Source organism: Actinomadura macra NBRC 14102 (genome assembly GCF_001552215.1).
Lineage (GTDB): Bacteria > Actinomycetota > Actinomycetes > Streptosporangiales > Streptosporangiaceae > Spirillospora > Spirillospora macra.
In genome coordinates, this window is record NZ_BCQT01000006.1 from 219,293 (window position 1) to 242,098 (window position 22,806).

The 22,806-nt window shown below is 71.2% G+C and carries 22 protein-coding genes and 1 tRNA gene; 10 read left to right on the plus strand and 13 right to left on the minus strand.

The genetic code is table 11. The features are described 5' to 3' along the window. Positions 1 to 7 precede the first annotated feature (7 nt). A complete protein-coding gene (locus tag AMA02S_RS10215) occupies positions 8 to 922 on the minus strand; it encodes a proline dehydrogenase family protein (RefSeq protein WP_067455313.1) in 915 nt (304 codons plus the stop codon). Positions 923 to 1,039: 117 nt separating this feature from the next. Between AMA02S_RS10215 and AMA02S_RS10220 the strand changes: the two genes are divergently transcribed. The 5 genes from AMA02S_RS10220 to AMA02S_RS10240 all read left to right on the plus strand — a co-directional run bounded on the left by AMA02S_RS10220 (position 1,040) and on the right by AMA02S_RS10240 (position 7,938). Further along, positions 1,040 to 2,134, plus strand: a complete 1,095-nt coding sequence (locus AMA02S_RS10220) for a PucR family transcriptional regulator (RefSeq protein WP_218004904.1) — start codon at positions 1,040 to 1,042, stop codon at positions 2,132 to 2,134. A gap of 233 nt (positions 2,135 to 2,367) precedes the next feature. Further along, positions 2,368 to 3,672, plus strand: a complete 1,305-nt coding sequence (locus tag AMA02S_RS10225) for a glycosyltransferase (protein WP_084264956.1) — start codon at positions 2,368 to 2,370, stop codon at positions 3,670 to 3,672. After that, positions 3,669 to 5,675, plus strand: a complete 2,007-nt coding sequence (locus AMA02S_RS10230; RefSeq protein ID WP_067455319.1) for an ArnT family glycosyltransferase — start codon at positions 3,669 to 3,671, stop codon at positions 5,673 to 5,675. The genes AMA02S_RS10225 and AMA02S_RS10230 overlap by 4 nt, the downstream gene beginning before the upstream one ends. Before the next feature lie 23 nt (positions 5,676 to 5,698). Beyond that, positions 5,699 to 6,430: a response regulator transcription factor gene (locus AMA02S_RS10235; protein WP_067455321.1), complete on the plus strand. Its 732-nt coding sequence runs from the start codon at positions 5,699 to 5,701 to the stop codon at positions 6,428 to 6,430. Beyond that, positions 6,427 to 7,938, plus strand: a complete 1,512-nt coding sequence (locus AMA02S_RS10240; RefSeq protein ID WP_218004905.1) for a sensor histidine kinase — start codon at positions 6,427 to 6,429, stop codon at positions 7,936 to 7,938. The genes AMA02S_RS10235 and AMA02S_RS10240 overlap by 4 nt, the downstream gene beginning before the upstream one ends. Positions 7,939 to 8,186: 248 nt before the next feature. Here the strand turns inward: AMA02S_RS10240 and AMA02S_RS10245 are convergent. From AMA02S_RS10245 to AMA02S_RS10260, 4 genes are all read right to left on the minus strand, one after another. Beyond that, positions 8,187 to 8,260, minus strand: a tRNA-Met gene (locus AMA02S_RS10245). A gap of 46 nt (positions 8,261 to 8,306) precedes the next feature. After that, positions 8,307 to 9,356, minus strand: a complete 1,050-nt coding sequence (locus AMA02S_RS10250) for a YlbL family protein (protein ID WP_067455328.1) — start codon at positions 9,354 to 9,356, stop codon at positions 8,307 to 8,309. Positions 9,357 to 9,384: 28 nt separating this feature from the next. Beyond that, a complete protein-coding gene (locus AMA02S_RS10255; protein WP_218004906.1) occupies positions 9,385 to 9,834 on the minus strand; it encodes a molybdenum cofactor biosynthesis protein MoaE in 450 nt (149 codons plus the stop codon). Between the two features lie 10 nt (positions 9,835 to 9,844). Further along, positions 9,845 to 10,375, minus strand: a complete 531-nt coding sequence (locus AMA02S_RS10260; protein WP_067455334.1) for a PPA1309 family protein — start codon at positions 10,373 to 10,375, stop codon at positions 9,845 to 9,847. A gap of 117 nt (positions 10,376 to 10,492) precedes the next feature. Here AMA02S_RS10260 and AMA02S_RS10265 point away from each other — a divergent pair, with 117 nt between their 5' ends. Next, on the plus strand, positions 10,493 to 13,402 hold the full coding sequence (locus AMA02S_RS10265) for a UPF0182 family membrane protein (protein WP_067455337.1): 2,910 nt from the start codon (positions 10,493 to 10,495) through the stop codon (positions 13,400 to 13,402). A 64-nt stretch (positions 13,403 to 13,466) separates the two neighbouring features. On the opposite strand, the gene AMA02S_RS10270 is transcribed toward AMA02S_RS10265, so the two are convergent. Continuing rightward, positions 13,467 to 14,549: an NAD-dependent epimerase/dehydratase family protein gene (locus tag AMA02S_RS10270; RefSeq protein WP_067455341.1), complete on the minus strand. Its 1,083-nt coding sequence runs from the start codon at positions 14,547 to 14,549 to the stop codon at positions 13,467 to 13,469. 89 nt (positions 14,550 to 14,638) lie between these two features. Here AMA02S_RS10270 and AMA02S_RS10275 point away from each other — a divergent pair, with 89 nt between their 5' ends. The 3 genes from AMA02S_RS10275 to AMA02S_RS10280 are packed head-to-tail and all read left to right on the plus strand — an operon-like array spanning position 14,639 to position 16,769. Then, positions 14,639 to 16,057, plus strand: a complete 1,419-nt coding sequence (locus tag AMA02S_RS10275; protein WP_067455344.1) for a zinc-dependent metalloprotease — start codon at positions 14,639 to 14,641, stop codon at positions 16,055 to 16,057. After that, entirely contained in the window at positions 16,054 to 16,230 is a 177-nt protein-coding gene (locus AMA02S_RS41565; protein WP_157430495.1) for a hypothetical protein, read from the plus strand. The genes AMA02S_RS10275 and AMA02S_RS41565 overlap by 4 nt, the downstream gene beginning before the upstream one ends. Then, positions 16,227 to 16,769, plus strand: coding sequence for an NUDIX hydrolase (locus tag AMA02S_RS10280; RefSeq protein ID WP_245667437.1), 543 nt, complete (start codon positions 16,227 to 16,229; stop codon positions 16,767 to 16,769). Before AMA02S_RS41565 ends, AMA02S_RS10280 begins: the two co-directional genes overlap by 4 nt. On the opposite strand, the gene AMA02S_RS10285 is transcribed toward AMA02S_RS10280, so the two are convergent. The 3 genes from AMA02S_RS10285 to AMA02S_RS10295 form a co-directional block, all read right to left on the minus strand. Beyond that, the gene (locus AMA02S_RS10285; RefSeq protein WP_245667438.1) at positions 16,759 to 17,394 is read right to left on the minus strand and encodes a hypothetical protein; all 636 of its coding nucleotides are present in this window, start codon (positions 17,392 to 17,394) and stop codon (positions 16,759 to 16,761) included. The two genes, AMA02S_RS10280 and AMA02S_RS10285, sit on opposite strands and share 11 nt — an antisense overlap. Then, a complete protein-coding gene (locus AMA02S_RS10290; RefSeq protein ID WP_084264957.1) occupies positions 17,391 to 17,951 on the minus strand; it encodes a M48 metallopeptidase family protein in 561 nt (186 codons plus the stop codon). The genes AMA02S_RS10285 and AMA02S_RS10290 overlap by 4 nt, the downstream gene beginning before the upstream one ends. 166 nt (positions 17,952 to 18,117) lie before the next feature. After that, a complete protein-coding gene (locus tag AMA02S_RS10295; protein WP_067455347.1) occupies positions 18,118 to 18,942 on the minus strand; it encodes an enoyl-CoA hydratase/isomerase family protein in 825 nt (274 codons plus the stop codon). Positions 18,943 to 19,130: 188 nt separating this feature from the next. Between AMA02S_RS10295 and AMA02S_RS10300 the strand changes: the two genes are divergently transcribed. Beyond that, entirely contained in the window at positions 19,131 to 20,462 is a 1,332-nt protein-coding gene (locus tag AMA02S_RS10300; RefSeq protein WP_067456912.1) for an ABC1 kinase family protein, read from the plus strand. Between the two features lie 178 nt (positions 20,463 to 20,640). On the opposite strand, the gene AMA02S_RS10305 is transcribed toward AMA02S_RS10300, so the two are convergent. The 4 genes from AMA02S_RS10305 to AMA02S_RS10320 all read right to left on the minus strand — a co-directional run bounded on the left by AMA02S_RS10305 (position 20,641) and on the right by AMA02S_RS10320 (position 22,790). Then, complete coding sequence (locus tag AMA02S_RS10305; RefSeq protein ID WP_157430496.1) at positions 20,641 to 20,838, minus strand: hypothetical protein; 198 nt, start codon at positions 20,836 to 20,838, stop codon at positions 20,641 to 20,643. A gap of 97 nt (positions 20,839 to 20,935) precedes the next feature. Beyond that, complete coding sequence (locus AMA02S_RS10310; protein ID WP_067455353.1) at positions 20,936 to 21,214, minus strand: WhiB family transcriptional regulator; 279 nt, start codon at positions 21,212 to 21,214, stop codon at positions 20,936 to 20,938. A gap of 121 nt (positions 21,215 to 21,335) precedes the next feature. Beyond that, positions 21,336 to 21,692, minus strand: coding sequence for a hypothetical protein (locus AMA02S_RS10315; RefSeq protein ID WP_157430497.1), 357 nt, complete (start codon positions 21,690 to 21,692; stop codon positions 21,336 to 21,338). Positions 21,693 to 21,926: 234 nt separating this feature from the next. Next, the gene (locus tag AMA02S_RS10320) at positions 21,927 to 22,790 is read right to left on the minus strand and encodes an acyl-CoA thioesterase (RefSeq protein ID WP_084264959.1); all 864 of its coding nucleotides are present in this window, start codon (positions 22,788 to 22,790) and stop codon (positions 21,927 to 21,929) included. Positions 22,791 to 22,806 lie beyond the last annotated feature (16 nt).

The window sequence follows — 22,806 nt, forward strand, 5'->3', positions numbered from 1 at the left end:
CTCCTGGTCAGCGAGAGACGAACGAACGGAGAAAGAACACGAGGTTGGCGGGGCGTTCGGCCAGGCGCCGCATGAAATACCCGTACCAGTCGGCCCCGTACGGGACGTAGACGCGCATCTGGTGCGCCTCTGCCAGCCGCCGCTGCTCGGCGGCGCGGATCCCGTAGAGCATCTGGAACTCGTACGAGTCGGCGGCCCTGGCGGATCGTGCGGCCATGGCGAGCGCGATCTCGATCATGCGCGGGTCGTGGCTACCGACCATGGGGTAGCCGGCCCCCTCCATGAGGGTTCGCAGCCCCCGCACGTAGGCGCGGTCGATCTCCGGCTTCCCCTGGAACGCCACCGAGCCCGGCTCCGCGTAGGCGCCCTTGACGAGCCGGACCCGTGACCCCTCGTGGGCGAGGTCCCGCAGGTCGCCCTCGCTTCGGCGCAGCATGGCCTGGACGGCCACCCCCACCCAGGGGAAGTCGGCGCGCAGCTTGCCGAGGATGTCCAGCGTGGAGTCGACGGTCGTGTGGTCCTCCATGTCGAGCGTGACGGTCATGCCCGCCCGTCCCGCCGCGGCGCAGACGGCCCGCGCGTTGTCGAGCGCGAGATCACCGGGAAGCCGCTGCCCCAGCGCCGACAGCTTCACCGAAGCCTCGGAACCTTTCGCGAGTCCCTGCTCCTCCAGAGCCGCGAGCAGATCCAGGTAGGCGTCCCTCGTGGCGTCGGCCTGGCTGCGCTCGGTGGTGTCCTCTCCCAGGTGGTCGAGCGTCGTCAGGAGCCCTGCGCCCGACAGCTCCCGCACCACGCCGATCGCGTCCTCCACCGTCTCACCGGCCACGAACCGGTCGACGACTCCCCTGGTGAGAGGGACGGTCGTCACCACACCGCGCATCCGGTCACTGCGCGCCGCCGCAAGCAGAAGGGGACTGGGCATCGAGACCTCCAACCACGATTGACATCTCGCACGTTAGAAGCGATCTCGTACGGTCGCGTATAGTCAACTGTCACTTTCGGGCAGCATATTTGTCATACAGATGTCAGAAGGATGACCATGGCCCTCGATCTGCAGGAGATCGTGGAACTGGCCGCCGACCTCCTGGGCGCACCCGCGACCCTGGAGGACCGCGACTTCCACCTCGTGGCCTACGCCGCGCACGGCGACACGATCGACCCCGTCCGGATGGAGTCGATCCTGCACCGCCGCGCGACCGAGGCCGTCCGCACCCGCTTCGAACGCCACGGCATCGCCCGCGCGACCGGGCCCGTCCGCATCCCCGCCGACACGTCCCGCGGCCAGCTCGGCCGGCTGTGCCTGCCCGCCCGCTGGAACAACGTCACCTACGGCTACCTCTGGCTGCTGGACGACCAGGAGCGCATCACCGGCCCCCGCGCGGCCCAGGCCATGCCGCTCTGCGAGCGCGCCGGGCTTCTCATGGCGCGGCAGGCCCGCGAGCGCGACGACCTCGGCTACCGGGTCGCCGACCTCCTGTCGACGCAGCCCGACGTCCGCGCCCAGGCCGCCAGCGAACTCGCCGAAGCCGACCTGAGCACCCCCCTGGCCGTCGCCGTCCTCCGCACCCGCACCGCCGAACCGCTCAACCCGTGGCTGCTCCCCCACTCCGTCCTCACGACGGTCTGGCAGGGCGACCACATCCTCGTCATCCCGACCGCCGCCCCCCGCGCGGTCGTCGACCGCGCCCGGCGCCTGCTTGAGGAGCGCAACACGCCCGTCCAGGCGGGCCTCTGCACCCCGTGCGCCACTCTGGACCACGTCCACGAGTGCTGGCTGCGCGCCCGCGTGGCCGCCCGCGTCGCGGCTCCCGGCGAGACCCGCGACTGGACGTCCCTGGGCGTCCTCCGTCTCCTGCGCCACACCGGCGACGAACCTCTCACCCAAGCCACGCAGACCCCGGGCACGCAAAGGCTCCTGGAACACCCCGATCTGGCCGAGACAGCCCGCACCTTCCTGGACCTGGCAGGCAACGTCCAGCAGACGGCCAAGGCCCTCAACGTCCACCGCCAGACCCTCTACCACCGGCTCCGCCGCATTGAGGAGCTGACGTCCCTCGACCTCGCCGACGGTCAAGCCCGCCTGACGATCCACCTGGCCCTCACCCTCACCCCTCACCTCAACCCCCACGCCTGAGCGCAAGCGGGCTCTGACCTGCGGTCTCCGGGTGACATCTCGGTGGCGGCGAAGGACGCCGGGCGCGTGCGGGCAAGAAAACTCTCGGCGAATTCCCCGCCTTCTCCCCGTTGATCTTCCGGGTGTGCCGGAAGTGTCATGGGGTCCCCGCGCCGGGGACGCGACCGACGTCCCCGAATACCCGGTGCGGTAGGCGTTCACGCTCCCTACCTGATCGGTCCTTCGAGGTTCCCATGACGCCTGCTCCCAGTGATGTCAGCTCGACCGCGGACAGCGCGGCCGAGCGCTACCATCCCCGCTTCGTCCCGGACGTGGAAGCATCCGGGACACCGACCGTGGAGATCGTTCTCCCCGTCTACAACGAAGAAAGGGCCCTTCCCGGCTGCGTGCACACGCTCCACGCGTACCTGCTCGAACACCTGCCCTTCCCCTGGTGCATCACCGTCGCAGACAACGCCAGCACCGACCGGACCCTCCAGGTCGCGCGCAGACTCGCGTCCGACCTGCCAGGCCTGAACGTGCTGCACCTGGACCGCAAGGGGCGCGGCCTGGCCCTGCGACGGGCATGGGTCACCAGCGAAGCCGACATCGTCGCCTACATGGACGTCGACCTGTCGACCGGGCTGGACGGGCTGCTGCCGCTGCTCGCGCCCCTGGCCAGCGGGCATTCCGACCTGGCGATCGGCAGCCGCCTCGCGCCCGGGGCCCGCACCGTGCGCGGCCCGCGCCGCGAGTTGATCTCGCGCTGTTACAACGCGCTGCTGCGGTACGGGCTCGGCGCCCGCTTCAGCGACGCGCAGTGCGGCTTCAAGGCCGCGCGGACACGCGTCGTCCGGCCGCTGCTGACGGTGACGCGGGACGATTCGTGGTTCTTCGACACCGAACTGCTGGTCCTCGCCGAACACAACGGCCTGCGCATCCACGAGGTGCCGGTCGACTGGGTCGAGGACGTCGACAGCCGCGTCAACATCGTCCGGACCGTCCTGGACGATCTGAAGGGGATGTGGCGAATGGCGAGGTCGAAGGCATCCGGGTCCGCCGACGTCGCGGTGCCGCGCCGGGCCGAGCCGTCCGCCGCGCATCCCGACGCGGTGCTCGCGCCCGCAGGCAAGCGGGCGGCCCTGACCTGGGAACTGGTCTGCTTCATAGCGATCGGCATCGTCTCGACGGCCGGGCAGGCGCTGCTGTACTGGCTGCTGCGGTCGTGGTGGCCGGCGGTGGTGGCCAATCTGGTCTCGCTGGTGGTGCTGACGGTGCTCAACACCGAGGCGAACCGGCGGCTGACGTTCCGCGGGGCCGCGGTCGGCGCCGGACGTGCGCATCTGGGCGCCGGTGCCCTGTTCACGGTGGGGTACTCGGTGACGTCCGCAGCCGTGCTGCTGTTCCAGCGTGCCGAGCCCGACGCCTCGCACGGCGCCGAAACCCTGGTCCTGGCGGTCGCGTCGGTGCTGGTCACCGCGATCCGCTTCGTCGTGCTGCGAACGGCGGTGTTCCGCCGCCGCGCCGCTCCCGCCCTCGATGAAAGCGAATCCTCATGAGCTCCGACATCGTCACCCCGGCCGACTCCCCGCCGAGGTCGCCCGCGGCCCCGCCGCGGTCCGTGCCCACCTGGGCTCCCACTGCCGCGCTCGGCGCGATCCTCGCCCTGTCCTGCGTTCTGTACGGCTGGTCCCTCAACTCACTGGGGTGGGGGAACGCGTACTACTCGGCAGCGGTGAAGTCGATGGGCGAAGGCTTCACGAACTTCATGTTCGGCTCGTACGACCCGGTGGGCGTGGTCACGGTGGACAAGCCCCCGGCCGGGCTGTGGCCGCAGGTGATCAGCATCAAGCTGTTCGGACTGCACGGTTGGGCGCTGCTGCTGCCCCAGGTGATCGAGGGCGTCCTGGCCGTGCTGGTGCTGCACCGGGCGGTGCGCCGCTGGGCCGGCGAAGGCGCCGGCCTGGTCGCCGCGTTCGTCCTGACACTCACCCCGGTCACCGTGGCGATCACCCGCACCAACAATCTCGACACCCCGATGCTCCTCCTGCTGGTGTGCGCGGCGTACGCGCTGACCCGGGCCGTCCAGGAGCCTGCGGGCCGGGCCGCCACATGGTGGCTGTGCGGGGCCGCGTCCCTGATCGGCTGCGGGTTCGTCACGAAGATGCTGGCGGCGTGGATCGTGCTGCCCGCTTTCACGGCCGCCTGGCTGGTCGGCGCGAGCGGCCCCTGGATGGCCAGAATCTGGAGGCTGGTGGCGTCGGGTGCGGTCCTGGCCGTGACGTCGCTCTGGTGGGTGGCGCTGGTGGCCCTGTGGCCGGGTGACCGGCCCTACATCGGCGGCAGCAAGGACGGTTCGGCCTGGGATCTGGTCATCGGCTACAACGGCCTTGGCCGCGTTTTCGGGCAGGGACCGGGCCCCGGCGGTCCACGTCCCGGTGGCCCGGAGGGCGCGCCGAGACCCGGCCCGATGTTCGGCGGCGACACGGGCCCGCTGCGGATGTTCGGGGACGAGGTGGCCGGGCAGATCAGCTGGCTGCTCCCGGTGTGCGCGGTGGCCATCGCGGTCGCCGTGCTATGTCGCAAGCACCGGTTGCCCGCCACGGGCTGGGTCCTGTGGAGCCTCTGGCTGGTCGTGTGCGCCGCCGTGTTCTCCTTGCAGAAAGGGATCTTCCACCCGTACTACACGACGCAGCTCGCCCCGGCCATCGGCGCTCTGTGCGGGGGGCTGGCGGTCGTGCTGGTCCGCGCCCACCGGGCCGGTTCCCGGTGGCCCGCCCCGGTCGCGGCGGTCACCGTCGCGAGCACGGCGGCGTGGGCCGTGGTGGTGATCCGGCGGTCACCACAGTGGCACGGGTGGCTGGTGTGGCCGGTGGCCGTCACCGGGGTGGCCGCCCTTGTGCTGCTGTGCGCCGCGTGCTGGCGTCCCGCCCGATTGGTGCCCGTGGCGCTCGGAGCCGGCGCGCTGGCGGTGCTGATCGCGCCCGCCGCGTGGTCGGTGATCGTTCCTTTCGGCGGGCCGATCAGCGGGGGTCTCCCCGCCGCGGGCCCGCGGATGATGCCGCCGCTCCGGGAGGGAGGGGACATGCCTCGTGGTCTCCCCCCGAGGCCCGGTGGCCCCCGCCGGTTCGGTCCCTTCCCGCCGGGGGGCGCGAGAGAGGGGGCGGTGCTCACCGCCGACCAGAAGAAGGTCCTGGACTACACGCGACGCAACTCCGGCTCGGCGCGGATCACCCTGGCCGTCGAAGGCGGCGCGATGGCCGCATCGGTGTACATCCTGCACAGCGACTCGCACGTCATCGGCATGGGCGGCTTCATGTCGGCCGATGACGCTCCGTCGGTTCGGCGGCTTGAGAAGTGGACACGCAGCGGTGAGCTGCGCTTCGTTCTCGGCTCCGCGATGCCGCCGGGCCCGTTCCCGAGACGGACCGGCCCGCCGGCGGAGCGAAGCGCGTGGGTCTCCCGTCACTGCCGGGCAGTGCCCCCTTCTGTCTACGGCAGTCAGGCCGGCCCGATGGGGATGGGAGGTGCCGCTACCCTCTACGACTGCGCGGCTCGCTGAACCCGTTGGCGAGGTGATCGATCGTGGTCGAGCAGGACGCGGAACAGTTCCCGCGGCGCGTGCTGGTCGTGGAGGACGAGGCCGGCATCCGCGTCCTGCTGGAGTCCACGCTCCGGTTGTCGGGTTACGAGGTGGACAGCTGCGACACCGGCCAGGGCGCGCTGCTGGCCATCAAGCGGTTCGACCCGGACCTGATCATCCTCGACGTGATGCTCCCGGACGTGGACGGTCTGGCCGTCACCGAGGCCCTGCGGGCGGTGGGGGTCGACACCCCGATCCTGTTCCTGACTGCCCTCGGCGAGGTCCAGGACCGCATCGCCGGGCTCGCCGCCGGGGCGGACGACTACGTCACCAAGCCGTTCAGTCTGGAGGAGGTGCTGCTGCGCATCCAGGCGATCCTCCGGCGATCCCGCGCTGCCGACGGCAACGGAACGGCTCGGGACGTCCTGCGCTACGCCGACCTGATCCTGGACGACGCCGCCCACGAGGTGCATCGCGCGGGCGAGTATATCCGGCTCTCCCCCACCGAGTTCAGCCTGCTCGCCTACCTGATGGCCAACCCGAACCGGGTCCTCAGCAAGGCCCAGATCCTCGCCCACGTGTGGCGGTACGACTTCAACGGAGACGGCCGCATCGTCGAGACCTACGTCAAGTACCTGCGCCGCAAGATCGACCGCTTCGACCCGCCGCTCATCCACACCGTCCGGGGGGTGGGGTACTGTCTGCGGCTGCCCCGCGAGACGGCCGGACCGTGATCAGGCTGCTCCCCGGGGGGCGGGGGTCGCTCCGCCGCCGCCTGGTGCTGGGCGCCACCGCCCTGGCGGCCGTGGCGGTCCTGACCACGCAGGCGATCGGGTTCGTGGTCCTGCGGTCGTGGCTGCTCGGCCAGGTGGACGATCAGCTACGCGACTTTCCCCCGACACCCGGCAAGGGACGCTGGGAACCCGCCCTCCCACCACCGCCGCAGGGTGTGGATCTGCCGTCGGACTTCCGCCTCTACTTCTATGACAACTCCGGCCGTCTCTCGCCACGATCCCTCGGACGCGGCCCGAAGTCGGCGCCCCGCCTCCCGCAGACCGCGGCCCGGCTGCCCCTGCGTCCAGGCGAGCTCACGACGCTCCCCGCGGCCGCCGGCGACGGCCGCTGGCGGGTGCGCCGCGGGACGGCACCCAACGGCGAGATCTTCATCGTCGCCCTCCCCATGGACACCGTCGACGGCGCGATGTCCAAGCTGCTGTGGCTCAACGGGGTCGTCCTGACGGTGACACTGGCCGCACTGGTGGTCGCCGGCCGCTGGGTGGTCCGGCTGGGGCTGCTGCCGCTCACGCGCATGGAGCGGACCGCGGAGGAGATCACGGCAGGCAGGCTGGACGAGCGGATCACCGACACCGACCCGCGCACCGAGATCGGCCGCCTGGGGGACGTGCTGAACGCCATGCTGGAACAGGTTCAGGGGGCGCTGCGGGAGCACGAGGCGTCCGAGGCCCGGCTCCGCCGTTTCGTCGCCGATGCCGGACATGAGTTGCGCACTCCCCTGACCTCCATCCAGGGCTTCGCCGAGCTGTCACTGCGCCACCACGAGCTCCCGGCACGCCAACGGCGCGCGGCCGACCGCCTGATCCGCCAGAACGCCGAGCGCATGAGCGTGCTGGTCGACGACCTGCTCCTGCTGGCCAAGCTGGACCTGGAGCCCACCTACGCCAGCGAGCCGGTCGACCTGCTCGCCATCGCCGCGGACGCCATCGGCGCCACCGCCGTCCACCATCCCAGCCGCCTCATCACCCTGAAACCCTTGGGCGACGGCGCAGGAGAACTGGAACTGGTAGAAACGACCGGAAATCCCCATCGGCTCCGGCAGGTGCTGACGAATCTGGTCTCCAACGCCCTGATCCACACCCGCCCCGGCACCCCGATCCACGTCCGCGTCGGCATCGCCTGCGTGAACGCCGATCGCGGCACCGACCACAACGGCCGGGTCAGCCCCTCCCCCGCGCTGAAGGAGGGAACACAGATCTGCGTCATCGAGGTGGCCGACGAGGGCCCCGGGCTCACCCCCGACAAGGCCGCCCACCTCTTCGAGCGCTTCTACCGCGTAGACCCGTCCCGCTCCCGCGACCACGGCGGCAACGGCCTAGGACTGGCCATAGCCGCCGCCATAGCCGAAGACCACGGCGGCCGCCTGGAACTGGACACAGCCCCCGGACAAGGCTGCACCTTCCGCCTAGTCCTCCCCACCCCGCCAAACCCAGATCAGAGCACCTAAGCAGAGGCAAAGCCCGACAAGGGGCCAAGGCCCAGAGCCCCACAAAGGGGCCAAGGGTCGGAGCCCCAAAAATGGGCGAAGCCCAGGGGGCAAGGGGCGAAGCCCCAAAAGGGGCGGAGCCCCGAAGGGGGCGTGGGGGGCGGAGCCCCCCACATCGGGGGGTCCGGGGGGTCGCCCCCCCGGGAATGGCGAAGGGGCCCGCGGGGAAGTGCGCCAAAAGCGCACGACCACACGGACCCCAGGAACCGTAGCGGGGGCAGGATTTGAACCTGCGACCTCTGGGTTATGAGCCCAGCGAGCTACCGAACTGCTCCACCCCGCGGTGATGTCTTAACTCTATTGCATGGCCGGGGGTGGTTCGAACGGTTTTACTTCGAGCACTCGGGGACGGGGCCCTTGCCGGAGGTGAGGGCGTTGATGGCCTGGACGGCGTCGTGGAGGGTGTCGGCGCGGACGAGGCGGAGGCCGTCGGGGCGGGCGGAGGTGGCGTCGGAGCAGTTGTCCTTGGGGGTGAGGAAGAGGGTGGCGCCGGCACGGCGGGCGGCGACCATCTTCTGCTGGATCCCGCCGATGGGGCCGACCTTGCCCTCGGGGGTGATGGTGCCGGTCCCGGCGATGAACTTGCCGCCGGTGAGGGCGCCGGGGGTGAGCTTGTCGACGATGGCGAGGGAGAACATGAGGCCGGCGCTGGGTCCGCCGATGTCGCCGACGCTGATGTCGATCTTGAAGGGGAATTTGTAGCGGTCGCCGAGGACGACGCCGACGACGGCGCGCTTGCCGGTGGAGTCGGCGACGGTGGTGATGGTCTGCTTCTCCTCCTTGCCGGCGCGCTTGATGGTGAGGGTGACGGGGGTGCCGACCTTGCGCTTGGCCATGGTGCCGGTGATCTGGGCGACGCTGGTGACGGCGGCGCCGTCGAGGGCGGTGATCTCGTCGTCGGGTTTGAGCCTGCCGTCGGCGGGTTTGCCCTTCTGGACGCCGTCCACGACGACCTGGGTGCTGATGGGGATCTTCAGCTCGTTCAGGGCGGCTGCCTCGGCGCTTTGCTGGGAGTCCTGCATCTGGCGGGTGTTCTCCTCGTCCACCTGCTTCTGCGACTCGTCCTTGGGGAAGATCGTTTCTTCGGGGACGATGGCGGTGTCGCCGGCGAGCCAGCCGCGCAGGGCGGTGAACAGGTCGATGCGCCCGCCGGGGCCGCCCCGGTAGGTCACGGTGGTGAAGTTGAGGTGGCCCTTGTCGTCGTAGGTCTGCCGGCCGTCGATCCTGATCAGCGGCTGGCCCTTGTCGTTGGTGCCGAGGGTGTTGCTGGTCGGGCCGGGCATCAGCGCGACGTACGGCACGGGCATGAGGGAGCCGACGAGGGCCAGCGCGAGGACGAGCACGCTCGCGACGGTCAGCGTGGCGGCACGACGAGACATGGCGGAAAGCCTATGCGGCATGGGGGCCTCAGCAGGCCCCGACCCACTCGTCTCCCCCGTCGGCGAAGGTCTGGTGCTTCCAGATCGGCACCCGCGCCTTGAGGTCGTCGATCAGCCGGCGGCAGGCGTCGAACGCCTCGCCGCGGTGGGGGCAGGACGCGGCGACGACGACGGCGAGATCGCCGATCTCCAGGTCACCGACCCGGTGGACGGCGGCGAGGGCGCGGACGGGGTAGTCCGCGGCGATCGTCTCCATGACGGCGCGGAGCTCGCGTTCGACGGTGGGGTGGGCGCTGTAGGACAGCCGCCGGACGGCGCGCGCGTGGTCGTGGTCGCGGACGGTTCCGACGAACACGGCGGTGCCGCCGGCGGCGGGATCGCCGACGGCGGCGAGGACCTCGTCGACCGACAGGGGTGTCTCGCGGACACCGATCAGCCGGATGACGTCGCGGGTCCGGGCGGTGCTGACTTCGGTCACGTTCCGCAGGCTACCCGGCCTGGCCTGGTTCGTCCGGTTCGAAGGTCGCGGCGAGGGCCTCGGCGAGGGCGGGGACGAGGTCGGGTCCGACGAGCACCTCGTCCTCGGCGTCGTGCCGGCGCAGCCGCAGCGCGGAGTGGCGGGCGCCGTCGCGCAGGACGCCGACGACCATCCGGACGTCCTCGCGGCCGGGGTGGGTCGCGGCGTAAGCGGCGGCCTCCGCCTCGTCCTCGGGGATCTCCTCCTCGGCCTCGGGCGGCAGGACGACTCGTTCGATCACCAGGGCGCAACCCTCGACCGCCTCCGGCCACGCGATGGAGGCGAGGGCGTCCTCGACGGCGGCCTGGTCGGGCAGCTCGGGCTGTTCGAGCGCGGCGAGGGTGTCGGCGCCGGCGGGCAGGCCGAGTTGGTCGGCGAGCTCGGGTTCCGCCTTGCGCAGCTCGGTGCTGCGCACCAGCGCGTAGAGGCAGGGCTGGGCGTCCCAGGCCCGTTCGGCCCAGTGACGTTCGAGATCCAATACGACTTCTTCCAGAAGACTCACGGGCCCATCTTTCCCTCAATCAGCTCGGGGAAGTGCGGGAACCCCCCGCCCAGTCGGTAAGTTGCATACACAGCACCGGCCGGTGGCCGGTGAGCGTGATCTCGATCGGAGGGGCCCTTGACCTTCCGGACTCCCGGCTTCGGGCGCCGGCTCGGAAGCGGGCGGACGCGGCTGGTGCTACCGGTTCTCGTGGCGCTGGCCGCGCTGCTGATCGCCTATCTGGTGTTCACCGCGGTCTACACCAACTGGCTGTGGTACGACTCGGTCGGCTTCTCGTCGGTGTACACGACGCAGTTGCGGGCCAAGCTCGTGCTGTTCTTCGGTTCCGGCCTGTTCATGGCGCTGATCGTGGGCGCGAACGTGTGGATCGCGCACCGGCTGAGGCCCGCGTACCGGCCGCTGTCGGTGGAACAGCAGGGCCTGGAGCGGTACCGGTCGGTCATCGACCCGCGCCGGCGGCTGATCGCGGTGGGCCTGCTGGCGCTGCTGGCAGTGCTGACGGGTTCGTCGGTGGCGGGGCGGTGGCCGGTGTGGCTGGCGTTCCTCAACCGGACGCCCTTCCACATCGAGGATCCCCAGTTCCACAAGGACGTGTCGTTCTACGTCTTCACATACCCGTTCCTGCGGCTGGTCCTGGGTGTCGTATTCGCGACAGTGATCCTTTCGATCCTGGCCGCGGTGATGGTGCACTACCTGTACGGGGGGCTGAGGCTCCAGGGTCCTGGTGACAAGGCCAGCCCGCCCGCGCGCGCGCATCTGTCGGTCCTGGTGGGGCTGTTCGTCTTGCTGAAGGCGTTCGCCTACTGGTTCGACCGATACGGCCTGGTGCATTCCGAACGCGGCGTGACGACCGGCGCGTCCTACACGGACGTGAACGCGCTGCTGCCCGCGAAGACGATCCTGGCGGTCATCGCGCTGATCTGCGCGGTGATGTTCGTCAGCAACCTGCTGCGCCGCGGCATGATGCTTCCGGGTGTGGGTTTCACGCTGCTGGTGCTGTCGGCGATTCTGCTCGGTGGCGTGTACCCGCTGCTGATCCAGCAGTTCCAGGTGAAGCCGGACGAGCTGGCCAGGGAACGCGCGTTCATCGAGCGCAACATCGAGTTCACCCGCAAGGCGTACGGGGTGGACGGGGCGCGTGTCGTCCCGTACGGGTCGCAGCCGGTGTCCGACCAGAAGCAGCTGGAGACCGAGCGGGAGAAGCTGGGCGGCGTCCGGCTCCTCGACCCGAACGTGCTCGGGGAGACGTTCCAGCGGCTCCAGCAGATCCGCCCGTTCTACAAGTTCCCCGACACGCTGGACGTCGACCGCTACGCCATCGACGGCAAGACGATCGACACGATCGTCGCGCTGCGCGAGGTGTCGGGGGCGCCGGCGGGGCAGCACAGCTGGGTGAAGGACCGCATGGTCTACACCCACGGCTATGGGTTCGTGTCCGCCTACGGCGACCACTTCACCAAGAGCAGGGTGCCGGAGTTCATCACCAGCGCCATGCCGGTCACGCCACAGCAGAAGATCAAGGTGACCCACCCCGAGATCTACTTCGGTGAGCGGTCCGCGCGGTACTCGGTGGTCGGCGGGCGCGGGCAGCAGGAGCTGAACTACCCCGACGGGACGAGCAAGTCCGGGCAGCGCAGCAGCACCTACGGCGGGCGCGGCGGCATCGAGATCGACTCGTTCTTCCGCAAGCTGCTGTACTCGACGCGGTTCCAGGACAAGAACCTCCTGCTGTCGGGCGCGATCAAGAAGGACGCCAAGATCCTTTACAACCGGACGCCGCGGGAGATGGTGCATCGCGCGGCGCCGTGGCTGACGTTGGACGGCGACCCGTACCCGGCGGTCGTGGGCGGGCGCATCGTGTGGATCGTGGACGGCTACACCTCGTCCGACGGCTTCCCGTACTCGGAGGAGATGAGCCTCGGGGAGGCGACCCGCGACACGATCACCGACACGCGGTCGGCGGTGGCGCGGCAGGCCAACGACCACATCAACTACATGCGCAACTCGGTCAAGGCCACGGTCGACGCCTATGACGGCACCGTTCACCTGTACCAGTGGGACGAGAACGACCCGATCACCAAGACCTGGATGAAGGTGTTCAAGGGCACCGTCCAGCCGCGCTCGTCGATCCCGCCGGAGCTGGAGAGCCACTTCCGGTACCCGCAGGACCTGTTCAAGGTGCAGCGGAAGATCCTGTCGAAGTACCACGTGACCGACCCGGCGGCGTTCTTCAGCGGCGAGGGCTTCTGGGAGGTGCCGGAGGATCCGAGCGCCAAGGGCAAGCGGCAGCCGCCGTACTACCAGAGCCTGCGGATGCCGGACGAGACGGCGGCGAACTTCGCGCTGACCACGGTCTTCAACCCGCGGGAGAACGCCCAGCTCGCGGCGTTCATGTCGATCGGGTCCACGCCGGGGAGCAACTACGGGCAGATCCAGGTCCTGGAGATGCCGCGCAACGCGCAACCGGACGGGCCAGGGCTGGTGCAGAGCTCGTTCGAGACCGACACCCAGGTGAAGGGCGATCTGTTCACGCTGAGACAGGGCGGCACCAAGACGGTGCCGGGCAACCTGCTCACCATCCCGTTCGCGGGCGGCCTGCTCTACGTCGAGCCGATGTACGCCAAGGCGGCGGGCGGATCGGAGCAGCAGCCGTACCCGTTCCTCGGGAAGGTGCTGGTGCGGTTCGGCGGTGCCGTCGCGGCGGCGGACACCGTGGACCAGGCGCTGGACAAGGTCCTCGGCAGTCCGGGCGTGCCGACCTCGCCCGGGGCGCCGCCGGGCGGGACGCTGACCCCCGAGGCACAGAAGGCGATCACCGAGCTGCGGGCCGCGGTGGACGCCTATGAGAAGGCGCAGCGCGAGGGCGACTACCCGGCGATGGGCGAGGCCTGGAAGCGGATCAGGCAGGCGAGGGACGCCCTGGCCGCCGCGCAGCAGGCCAAGCCCAAGACTCCGGCCGTCTCCCCCACCACGCCGCCGTCGGGATCGCCGTCACCGTCACCGTCCGGTTCTCCCCCGTCCGGCTAGAGCCCGGGGCGATCACCCGGCCGGGCGGTCCGTCCCGTGGCGGGCGGCCCGTCCGGGACGGGGGTCAGCGGCGGCGCTTGCGGGCGCGGCGGATCGCGGCGGCGGCGCCGATCGCGGCGACGGTGGCGCCCGCGGCGGTGGCCATGGTGGCCTCCTTGCCGCCGACGCGGCGGCCGACGACGGCGTGCCGCCCGGCGGTCTCCTCCATCACGGCGCGCAGCGCGGCGGCGTTATCGTGGAGGGGCTTCCAGCCGGCGGCGCGCAGCCGCGCGCAGTCGACGACCCACGGGTAGGCGACGTAGTGCAGGTCGGTCGCGGGCGCCGGGGTCATCCCGAGCCGGTGCAGCCGCTGCGCCATCCCGAAGGTCAGCGCGGCGGGCAGCTCGAAGCCGCGCTTGCCGGTGATCTCAGCGACCTCGGCCGGGCCGAGCCAGCCCTCACCGCCGACCGCGACCGGCCCCGCCACGTCCTGCACGACGACGGTCTCCAGTGCGGACGCGAGGTCCTCGATGTGGCAGAACTGCCAGCCGGGGGTGCTGCCCTTCACCGACAGGAGCCGCGGCGCCTCGAAATGCCGGGTGACGACCGTGTCGACACCGGGCCCGACCAGCGCGGCCGGGCGGACGACGGTGACCTCCAGGCCGGGATGGGTGAGCGGCGCGTTCGCGGCCAGCTCCTCCATCTCCAGGAAGTCGCCGGCGATGGAGGCGTTGGCCTCGGCCAGCAGCGGCGCGTCCTCGGGCAGGGGCACCTCGTTTCCGGGCCCGGCCCCGTACACCATGGCGCTGGTGACGAGGATCACCCGGCGGACACGGGCGGCGGCAGCGGCGGTGACCACGGTCTGCGCGCCGCGGACGTTGTGGGTGCGGCGCTCGCGGGCGTCCGCCTCCGGGGAGTGCTCGACGTCCAGGTTGATGATCACGTCCACGTCGGAGAGGCGGTTGGACAGCAATGGATCCCTGATGTCCACGACGCGCCATGTGGCACCGGGCACATCGCCCCGGTGCGCGTCGATGGCGACGACCTTGCGGATCTCTTCCCGTTCGACGAGCCGGGCGGCCAGCAGCCGCCCCGCGCCGGAGGCCGCGCCGGTGACGGCGACGACCGGGCCCTTGCTACGCCGAGGGCGAACCTTGCCCGTTGCCACGGGGGTGCCCCCTTCCTTGTGTACGCGACCTTGCCGGGACCGGCTAACGTTGCGGATATGAGCCCATCATGCATCCCAGGGGCAAACCGATGAGTGACAATCCCTTCGGCTTCAACCGTCCCGGCGACGGAGACGACGACCGGCCCCAGGATCCATTCAAGGGCATGGGCGGCGACATGGCGCAGTTCGCCGACATGCTGCACCGGTTCGCCGACATGATCGGCGGCCAGGGCGCGGGCGGCGCGGGCGGCGGCCCGCTGAACTGGGATCTGGCCAAGAACATCGCCCGGCACTCGGTGGTCGAGCAGGGCGACCCCTCGATCGTGGACGCCGAGCGGCGCCAGGTCGAGGAGGCGTTGCGGCTGGCCGACCTGTGGCTGGACGAGGGCACCACGCTGCCCGCCGGCATCCGGACGCCGCAGGCGTGGAGCCGGTCGGAGTGGATCGAGCAGACGCTGCCCGTCTGGTCCAAGGTGTGCGACCCGATCGCCGAGCGCATGGTGGAGTCCATGGGCGGCGCGCTGGGCGGCGCCGGGGACATCCCCAGCGACATGCAGGCGATGGCGGGCCCGCTGATCGGGATGGTCAAGCAGATGGCCGGGGCGATGGTCGGCGGCCAGGCCGGGCAGGCGCTCGGCGCGCTGGCCCGGGAGGTGACCGGCTCCGCCGACGTGGGGCTGCCGCTGGCACCGGACGGCGTGGGCGCGCTGCTGCCCGCCGGCGTCGAGGCGTTCGGCTCGGGCCTGGAGGTCTCCGAGGACGAGGTCCGGCTTTACCTGGCGTTGCGCGAGGCCGCCCACCAGCGGCTGTTCGCGCACGTCCCGTGGCTGCGCGCCCACATGCTGGGCGCGGTCGAGGAGTACGCCCGGGGCATCACGGTCGACCTGTCGGGCATCGAGCAGGCCGTCCAGGGGCTCGATCTGAGCAATCCGGAGGCGCTACAGGAGGCGCTCGGCGGGGAGATCCAGCTTCAGCCCGAGGAGACTCCGCGGCAGAAGGCGGCGCTGGCCCGGCTGGAGACCACCCTCGCGCTGGTCGAGGGCTGGGTGGACACCGTGGTCAACCAGGTCGCCGAGGGACGGCTGCCCGGGGCGGTGAAGCTGGCCGAGGCGGTACGGCGGCGGCGCGCCACCGGCGGCCCGGCGGAGCGGACGTTCGCGACGCTGGTCGGCCTGGAACTGCGGCCGCGGCGGCTGCGCGAGGCGTCGGCGCTCTGGCAGGCGATCACGCAGGTGCGCGGCAACGAGGGCCGGGACGCGATCTGGGAGCACCCCGACCTGCTCCCGACCGCCGCCGACCTCGACGACCCCGACGGGTTCGTGCACGGCCGCGACGAGATCGAGGGCCTGTCCGACCTGGACATCTCCAAGCTCACCAAGCCCCACGACGAGGGGCTCGGCAAGCCCGACGAAGACAGGCCCGACGAGAACACGCCCCACGAGGACAAGAGCGACGAGGACAAGGGCGACGACGAGGGCGGCCCGGACACCGCGGGGCCCCGCCCGTGAGCTGGACCCAACGGTCGCACGCGAGCGGCTGCCGGTATGAGCCCGACTCGTCCACGAACGTGATCCGGAGGCGGATCGCCCGCGCGACGCTGTGCTGGCACCGCCCGGTCGACCAGGAGCGGCGCCGCCGCCACCCGGCCAACTCGCGGTATCCGCGTATCGGCCGGACGTGACGGGCCCGCTGCACCAGGACGCCCGGCACGTCCTGGAGTCGTGGCGGGCGCCCGACGCCGATCAGGAGCGGGCGCGGCTGGAGTTCCTGCGGCATCTGGAGGAGCATCCGGCGGACGGGCTGTGGCGTGGGTGCGCGGCGGGCCATATCACCGCCAGCGCCGCCGTCCTGGACTCCTCGCGTTCCCGGGTCCTGCTGACGCTGCACGCCAAGATCAAGGTGTGGCTCCAGCTCGGCGGGCACTGCGAGCCCGGCGATGTGACGCTCGCGGGCGCCGCGCTACGGGAGGCGACGGAGGAGTCGGGCATCGCGGGGCTGCGGCTGCTGCCAGGCCCCGTCCAGCTCGACCGGCACGCGGTGCGCTGCCACCCGGAGGGCACCTGGCATCTGGACGTCCAGTACGTCGCCATCGCCCCGGACGACGCGCGCCACACCGTCAGCGACGAGTCGGACGATCTCGGCTGGTTCCCGGTGGACGCGCTCCCGGAGCCGACCGACGACGTCGTCCGCGGCCTGGTGGCCAGGGCGCTCACGTACTGAGGGAATGCCCTTCCAGCAGGGCGCGGGTGTTCTCCCAACCTTCCAGGCCGGGATCGAGGAACCGCAGGTCATCGACGGTTCGCAGGCGATGCCAGCCGGGGCCCTGCGGCACCAGGCCGGGGCGCGGGGCGGCGGCGCGGAGCCGGGCCAGCGCGTCCGGGGTGTCGAGATCGACCTCGTCCAGGACGGTGGCGAGCCAGTCGGGGAGCGGGAGCCGGGCGGCGAGGGCCACCAGCCCGTGCCCGTCGGCGGCCTGGCACGCGGCGGCGGGGGCGCCGCCGAGGGCACGGAACAGCTTGCCGATCAGCAGCGGCGGCAGGTCGGGGGCGTCGGCGGCCACCAGCGCGGCCTCTCCCGCCCCGAGCGCGTGCAGGGCGGCGAACGCCTTCGCGAGGGTCGGTTCCCGGACGATCTCCGTGCCGGGCCAGGTGACGGCTTCGGCGTCCGGCTGGTCGGGCGGGTCGAGGACGAGCGCGGGGGTGACGAGCTGGAGCCCGGCGACGACCTCGTAGGTGTCCTCCAGGAGGGCAAGGCGGAACTCGGCGGGATCGACGCCCGGCGGGGCGTCCGGCGGGGAGGCGGGGAGCGAGAGCACGGCGGCGCGGCGGCCGGCGGCAGGGCTCACCCGGCGGCCTTGCGGGGGAATCCGTCCGGGAAGTCGTCACCGGGGTGCAGGCCGTCGACGCGGTGCAGGTCCTCGGCGGGCTCGTCGCCCGGCGCGTCGGCCTCCATCGGCAGGTGCGCGGCGGCGGCGACGCCCTCCAGGTACCCGCGGGCACGGTCGGCCTTGGGGTAGTTGCCAACCAGTTCCCAGAAGTCGGCGCCGTGCCCGGGGATGAGCAGGTGCGCGAGCTCGTGCACGAGGACGTAGTCGACGACCCAGGCGGGCATCCCGCGCAGCCGGGTGGACAGCCGGATCGTTCCGTCGTCCGGGGTGCACGATCCCCAGCGGGTGCGCTGGTTGGCGACCCAGCGGACGCTGACCGGGTCGGCGCGGCCGTCCAGATAGCGGCGCGAGAGTTCCCGGGCACGCGACTGGAGGTCGGCGTCGCTGGGGCGCCGGCGGCGCTCACGCTCGGCGAGCCGTTCCAGGATGGTCGCGATCCACTGTTCCTCTTCGGCCTTGCTCAGCCTTGACGGAACCATCACCACCACCTTGTCCCCGTCGCGGTAGGCGGACACGGTACGCCGGCGTCGGTTGCTGCGGCGGACCTCAACGTTAGGGGGCACGTCAGAACCGTACCCAAAATTTTGCGTCCTCCACAGGGGGTGTTTGACGTTATCGCAGGTCAGCCGCCATGTTTTTGACAGTCATCGGAGGGTTTCCACAGCCGATCGGGGCGCCCGGTCAGGCTCCGGTGAACCTCGGGAGGCGCTTGTCCCGCTGGGCTGCGATGCCCTCGATCATGTCGTCGGAGGCCATCGTGACCGGCTGGGCGAGGGACTCCCAGCGCAGTGCCGACTCCATGTCGGGGTGCCCGCCGCCCGACAGCGCGACCTTGGTGAGCCGGGTCGCGATCGGGGCCCGGGCGGCGATCCGGGCGGCGGCGGAGAGGGCTTCGGTGAGCACGTGGTCGCGCGGGACGGCATGGTTGACCAGCCCGTACCGTTCGGCCTCCGTCCCGGTGAGGGCGCGTCCGGTCAGCAGCATCTCGCGGGCCAGCGGCAGCCCCGCCACCTCCGGCAGCAGCCAGGTCGCGGCCATGCCGGGATGCAGCCCGAGGGCGGTGAACGGGGCGAGCAGTTTGGCGTCGGTCGCGGCGTACCGCAGGTCGCAGGCCAGCGCGAGGCAGAGCCCGGCACCGACCGCATGCCCGTTGACGGCGGCGATCGTGGGCACTTCGAGGGTCCGGACCGACAGCCAGGTCCGGTAGAACTCCAGCATCCGGTCGCGCAGGGCGGGGACGGCCTCGGCGTTGGTGTCGGCGAGCCAGGAAAGGTCGCCGCCGGAGGTGAACGCGCTGCCCGCCCCGGTCAGCACGACGCAGCGCAGTTCCTTGTCCGTGCGAAGGTCGGACATGGCCGTGCTCCAGGCCGCGGTCATCGCGTCGGACATCGCGTTGCGGCGGCCCGGATCGTTCAGCGTGAGGACGGCGATCCCGTCGGCGCGGCGCTCGATCAGCAGCACATCAGACAGCTCATCGGACAGCTCATCGGACAGCTCATCGGACATGGCCCGCAACCTACCCCGCCGGCTCCCGGGGCCGCCCGGCGGGCCGCCCAGCGGGCGGCCCCGGGGCGTGAGAAAGCGCACACTTACAGCGTCCTCGCAGGTGATGAGCGTTCATCGGTCCCAGCGACCGTGATTTGGGCCCGGGTGGTTGTGGCGCGAACGAGAGCGGATCACCGACAATGGTCGACGTGAGCGATCTTCCCCGCCGCGCGGTGACGCGGTCCGCAAAGCTGGCGTCCCTCCCCATCGGCTTCGCGGGACGGAGCGCACTCGGCCTGGGGAAGCGGACGTTCGGCCGACCGGCCGAGGCCGTCGCCATGGAGATCCAGACCCGCACCGCCGAGCAGCTGTTCAAGGTGCTCGGCGAGCTCAAGGGCGGGGCGATGAAGCTCGGCCAGATGCTGTCGATCTTCGAGGCGGCGCTGCCCCCGGAGATCGCCGGCCCCTACCGAGCCACGCTCACCAAACTGCAGGAGGCCGCTCCCCCGCTGCCCGCCGCCACCGTCCACAAGGTGCTGGCCGAGGCGCTCGGTGCGGACTGGCGTGAGCGGTTCACCTCCTTCGACGACCGGCCCGCCGCGGCGGCGTCGATCGGCCAGGTGCACCGGGCGGTCTGGCACGACGGCCGTGCCGTCGCCGTCAAGGTGCAGTACCCGGGCGCGGGCAAGGCGCTGATCAGCGACTTCAACCAGCTGGCCCGGCTCGGCCGGCTGTTCGGCGTCCTGATGCCGGGGCTGGACGTCAAGTCGATGCTCGCCGAGCTCAAGGAGCGGGTCGTCGAGGAGCTGGACTACGCGATCGAGGCCGAGTCCCAGACGATCATCCGGGACGCCTACGCCGACGACCCCGACTTCGCCATCCCCGAGATCATCGCCCAGGCCGGAAACGTGCTCGTCTCCGAATGGATGGACGGCACCCCGCTCTCCCAGATCATCAGCGACGGCGACCAGGAGACCCGCGACCACGCCGCACTGCTGTACTGCCGGTTCCTGTTGTCGGGCCCGAAGCGCTCGGGGATGCTGCACGGCGACCCGCATCCCGGCAACTTCCGTCTGCTGGAGGACGGCCGGCTCGGCGTCCTGGACTTCGGCGCCGTCGACCGCATCCCGGGCGGCTTCCAGCAGCGGCTCGGCCTGCTCCTGCGCATCGGCACGATGGCCGACATCGACGAGATCGAGGAGGCCCTGCGCCGCGAGGACTTCATCCGCGAGGGCGTGGCGGTGGACGCCGAGTCCCTCCAGGCGTTCCTCGCACCGATCACCGAGCCGTTCGTCACCGAGACCTTCAAGTTCAATCGCGAATGGCTGCGCGACATGGCAGCCCGCGTCACCGACCTGCGCCCGACCAACGTCGTCCGGCAGCTGAACCTGCCACCCGAGTACGTGATCATTCACCGGGTGCTGTCGGCGGGCACCGGTGTGCTGTGCCAGCTGGAGTGCGAGATTCCTGCCCGCGCGGAGTCGCTGAGGTGGGTCCCGGGATTCGCCGACGACGAGGACGGCGAGCTCGTCACGGGCTGACCCCGCAAACCCCTCGGGGCCCCGCGCACTGATGAGGTGCGCGGGGCCCCGTTCTCGCGCGTCCGGTGAGTGGGCCACCGACGCGCTCCAGGCGCCCGTCTCGGGAGGCGGCCGACCCGCCAAACCATCCAAGAAGGACGGGCGGCGGCCTGCGACCGGACGGGCCGGGATGGTCTTTTCAGTTGCGGTGCATGTCCTGGGCATGCGCGTACGTCTCGCCGCTCGCGGTGGGGGCGAGCAGGACGCGCCGCACGCGGGACGCCCTGGTACGAGCGTCCCTGCGCGCACGGCGGAGCGCGCGCACACGGACGGCGAGCTCGTCCGAAACCGTCACGGGCATCGGCTCCCGGGGCAGTTCCTGGCTGAGCGGCTTCATCGTGTTCTCCTTGGCCGCCCGGAGGCGTGGTCCCCGCGCGGGGACCGCGCCTCCGGGGTCGGTACGGCCGAGTGCGGACGTGACGGACATCAAGGTCCTACACGGTCACCTGGTCCGGCAGCGGGTGCTTCCGGGGACGGCCACGCGGCCGCTTGCGCGCAACGATCACGCCGCGGACGAACAGCTCGCCCCCCCAGACGCCCCAGGGCTCCTTGCGCTCAAGCGCCCCGGCGAGGCACTCCCTGCGAAGCGGGCACTCCAGGCACAGGGCCTTGGCGAGCTCGACGTCGGCGGGAGCTTCGGCGAAGAACAGCTCCGGATCGGTCCGGCACGGAAGCGTGAGGTCCTCCTCGCTCACTGCGAGTGCCCCCTGCATCACAGTCACCCTTGTTCCTCTCGTTGGATCTCAACGGGCGTGTCGGTGGGTTGTCTGGGCAAATAAGAAGGCCGCGGATCCGGTGTCTGGATCCGCGGCCTGGGGGCTTGCCGGTGTCTAGCTAGACCGGTCGCCTCCAGGGGTACGGACCCGACACGCCACCCGTGAGGGGGGCGCCCTTGTGGGCCGTGGCCGGAGCCTGGGTGCTGATGTCCTCGAGGTGTTCGAAGACAGTCCGCCCCTGCTCGTCCTGGACTCGCTGCTCGAAGCGCAGATCACGCAGACCGCGCAGTCGCATGCCAAAGGCATCGCTCGGCTTGGTGGCCGGGTTCGACTCGCCGGACCGCGCATTCGCGCCGCCGTTCGTGACGGCACCGCCGGGCTTCAGGCCCGGCCGGCTCCACACGGACGCGGCGGAATAGGCGAGGGAGTCACCAGGGCAGGCGGGGGTCCAGATCCGCGCTGATTTGATCAACATGTTCATCACCGGACGACACACCACCTCTCTGGCTACTCGGGCCGCGTCCGCTGGATCCAAGATCCACCCGGACCGGCCGGCTGATTGCTCGCAACGAGCGTACGGGGACTTCGGCAAATCAATCAAGGTATTTTTGACCTGCGAGTTTGTGGGTCAGTTCACCCTTTTACCGGAGAACCTCGGCCGCCCGGCAGACGTCGAAGCCCCCCAACAACCCCGCACGGAACGATCATCTCACGAGTCCGCGACGCGGATAAGTCCTTCTTGCATCACCGACACGACCAACTCGCCGCCGTGGGTGAAGACCTGACCTCGCGCCAGCCCGCGCGCGCCGCCGGCGAAGGGCGTGTCCTGGGAGTAGAGGAGCCAGTCGTCGGCGCGGAACGGCCGGTGGAACCACATCGCGTGGTCGAGGCTGGCACCCATCGTCCGTTTGTCGCCCCAGGCGAGGCCGTGGTTGAGCAGGACGGTGTCGAGCAGCGTCATGTCGGAGGCGTAGGTCATCAGGCAGACGTGCAGGAGCGGGTCGTCCGGGAGCTCGCCGTCCACCCTCAGCCAGACCTTGGTCTCCGGCGTGGCGAGGGAGGGGTCCTTGGCGGCCTCCCACGTCAGCGGCGTCGCGTGCCGGACGTCGAAGGGGCGCTGCTGGGTGAACGCGAGGGCCCCGGCCTCTCCGAACAGCGGGGTGAGGCGCTCCAGGGCGGGCGGCAGGGTCTCGGGGGCAGGGGCGTCCGGCATGGGCGCCTGGTGATGCGGGCCGTCCTCGGCGATCTGGAAGGACGCCGACAGCGTGAAGATCGCCTTGCCGTGCTGGATCGCCGTCACGCGGCGGGTGGTGAAGGACCTGCCGTCGCGGACGCGGTCGACGATGTAGACCAGCGGGACCAGCGGGTCGCCCGGCCGGATGAAGTAGGCGTGCAGGGAGTGCACGGGGCGGTTCACCGGGACGGTGCGTCCGGCCGCGACCAGCGCCTGCCCGGCGACCTGGCCGCCGAAGACCCGTTGCTGGCGGTCCGCGGGACTGCGTCCCCGGAAGATGTCGTTCTCGATCTGCTCCAGGTCGAGCAGGTCCAGCAGTGACTTCAGTGACTCCTTCACACCGAGCAGTGTTCCC

What these genes read in the sequence shown, in the direction of transcription:
- AMA02S_RS10215 (WP_067455313.1), bottom strand. Translation starts at nt 922, where the DNA reads ATGCCCAGTCCCCTTCTGCTTGCGGCGGCGCGCAGTGACCGGATGCGC.
- AMA02S_RS10220 (WP_218004904.1), top strand. Translation starts at nt 1,040, where the DNA reads ATGGCCCTCGATCTGCAGGAGATCGTGGAACTGGCCGCCGACCTCCTG.
- AMA02S_RS10225 (WP_084264956.1), top strand. Translation starts at nt 2,368, where the DNA reads ATGACGCCTGCTCCCAGTGATGTCAGCTCGACCGCGGACAGCGCGGCC.
- AMA02S_RS10230 (WP_067455319.1), top strand. Translation starts at nt 3,669, where the DNA reads ATGAGCTCCGACATCGTCACCCCGGCCGACTCCCCGCCGAGGTCGCCC.
- AMA02S_RS10250 (WP_067455328.1), bottom strand. Translation starts at nt 9,356, where the DNA reads ATGTCTCGTCGTGCCGCCACGCTGACCGTCGCGAGCGTGCTCGTCCTC.
- AMA02S_RS10275 (WP_067455344.1), top strand. Translation starts at nt 14,639, where the DNA reads ATGAGTGACAATCCCTTCGGCTTCAACCGTCCCGGCGACGGAGACGAC.
- AMA02S_RS10295 (WP_067455347.1), bottom strand. Translation starts at nt 18,942, where the DNA reads ATGTCCGATGAGCTGTCCGATGAGCTGTCCGATGAGCTGTCTGATGTG.
- AMA02S_RS10305 (WP_157430496.1), bottom strand. Translation starts at nt 20,838, where the DNA reads ATGAAGCCGCTCAGCCAGGAACTGCCCCGGGAGCCGATGCCCGTGACG.
- AMA02S_RS10310 (WP_067455353.1), bottom strand. Translation starts at nt 21,214, where the DNA reads ATGCAGGGGGCACTCGCAGTGAGCGAGGAGGACCTCACGCTTCCGTGC.
- AMA02S_RS10315 (WP_157430497.1), bottom strand. Translation starts at nt 21,692, where the DNA reads ATGTTGATCAAATCAGCGCGGATCTGGACCCCCGCCTGCCCTGGTGAC.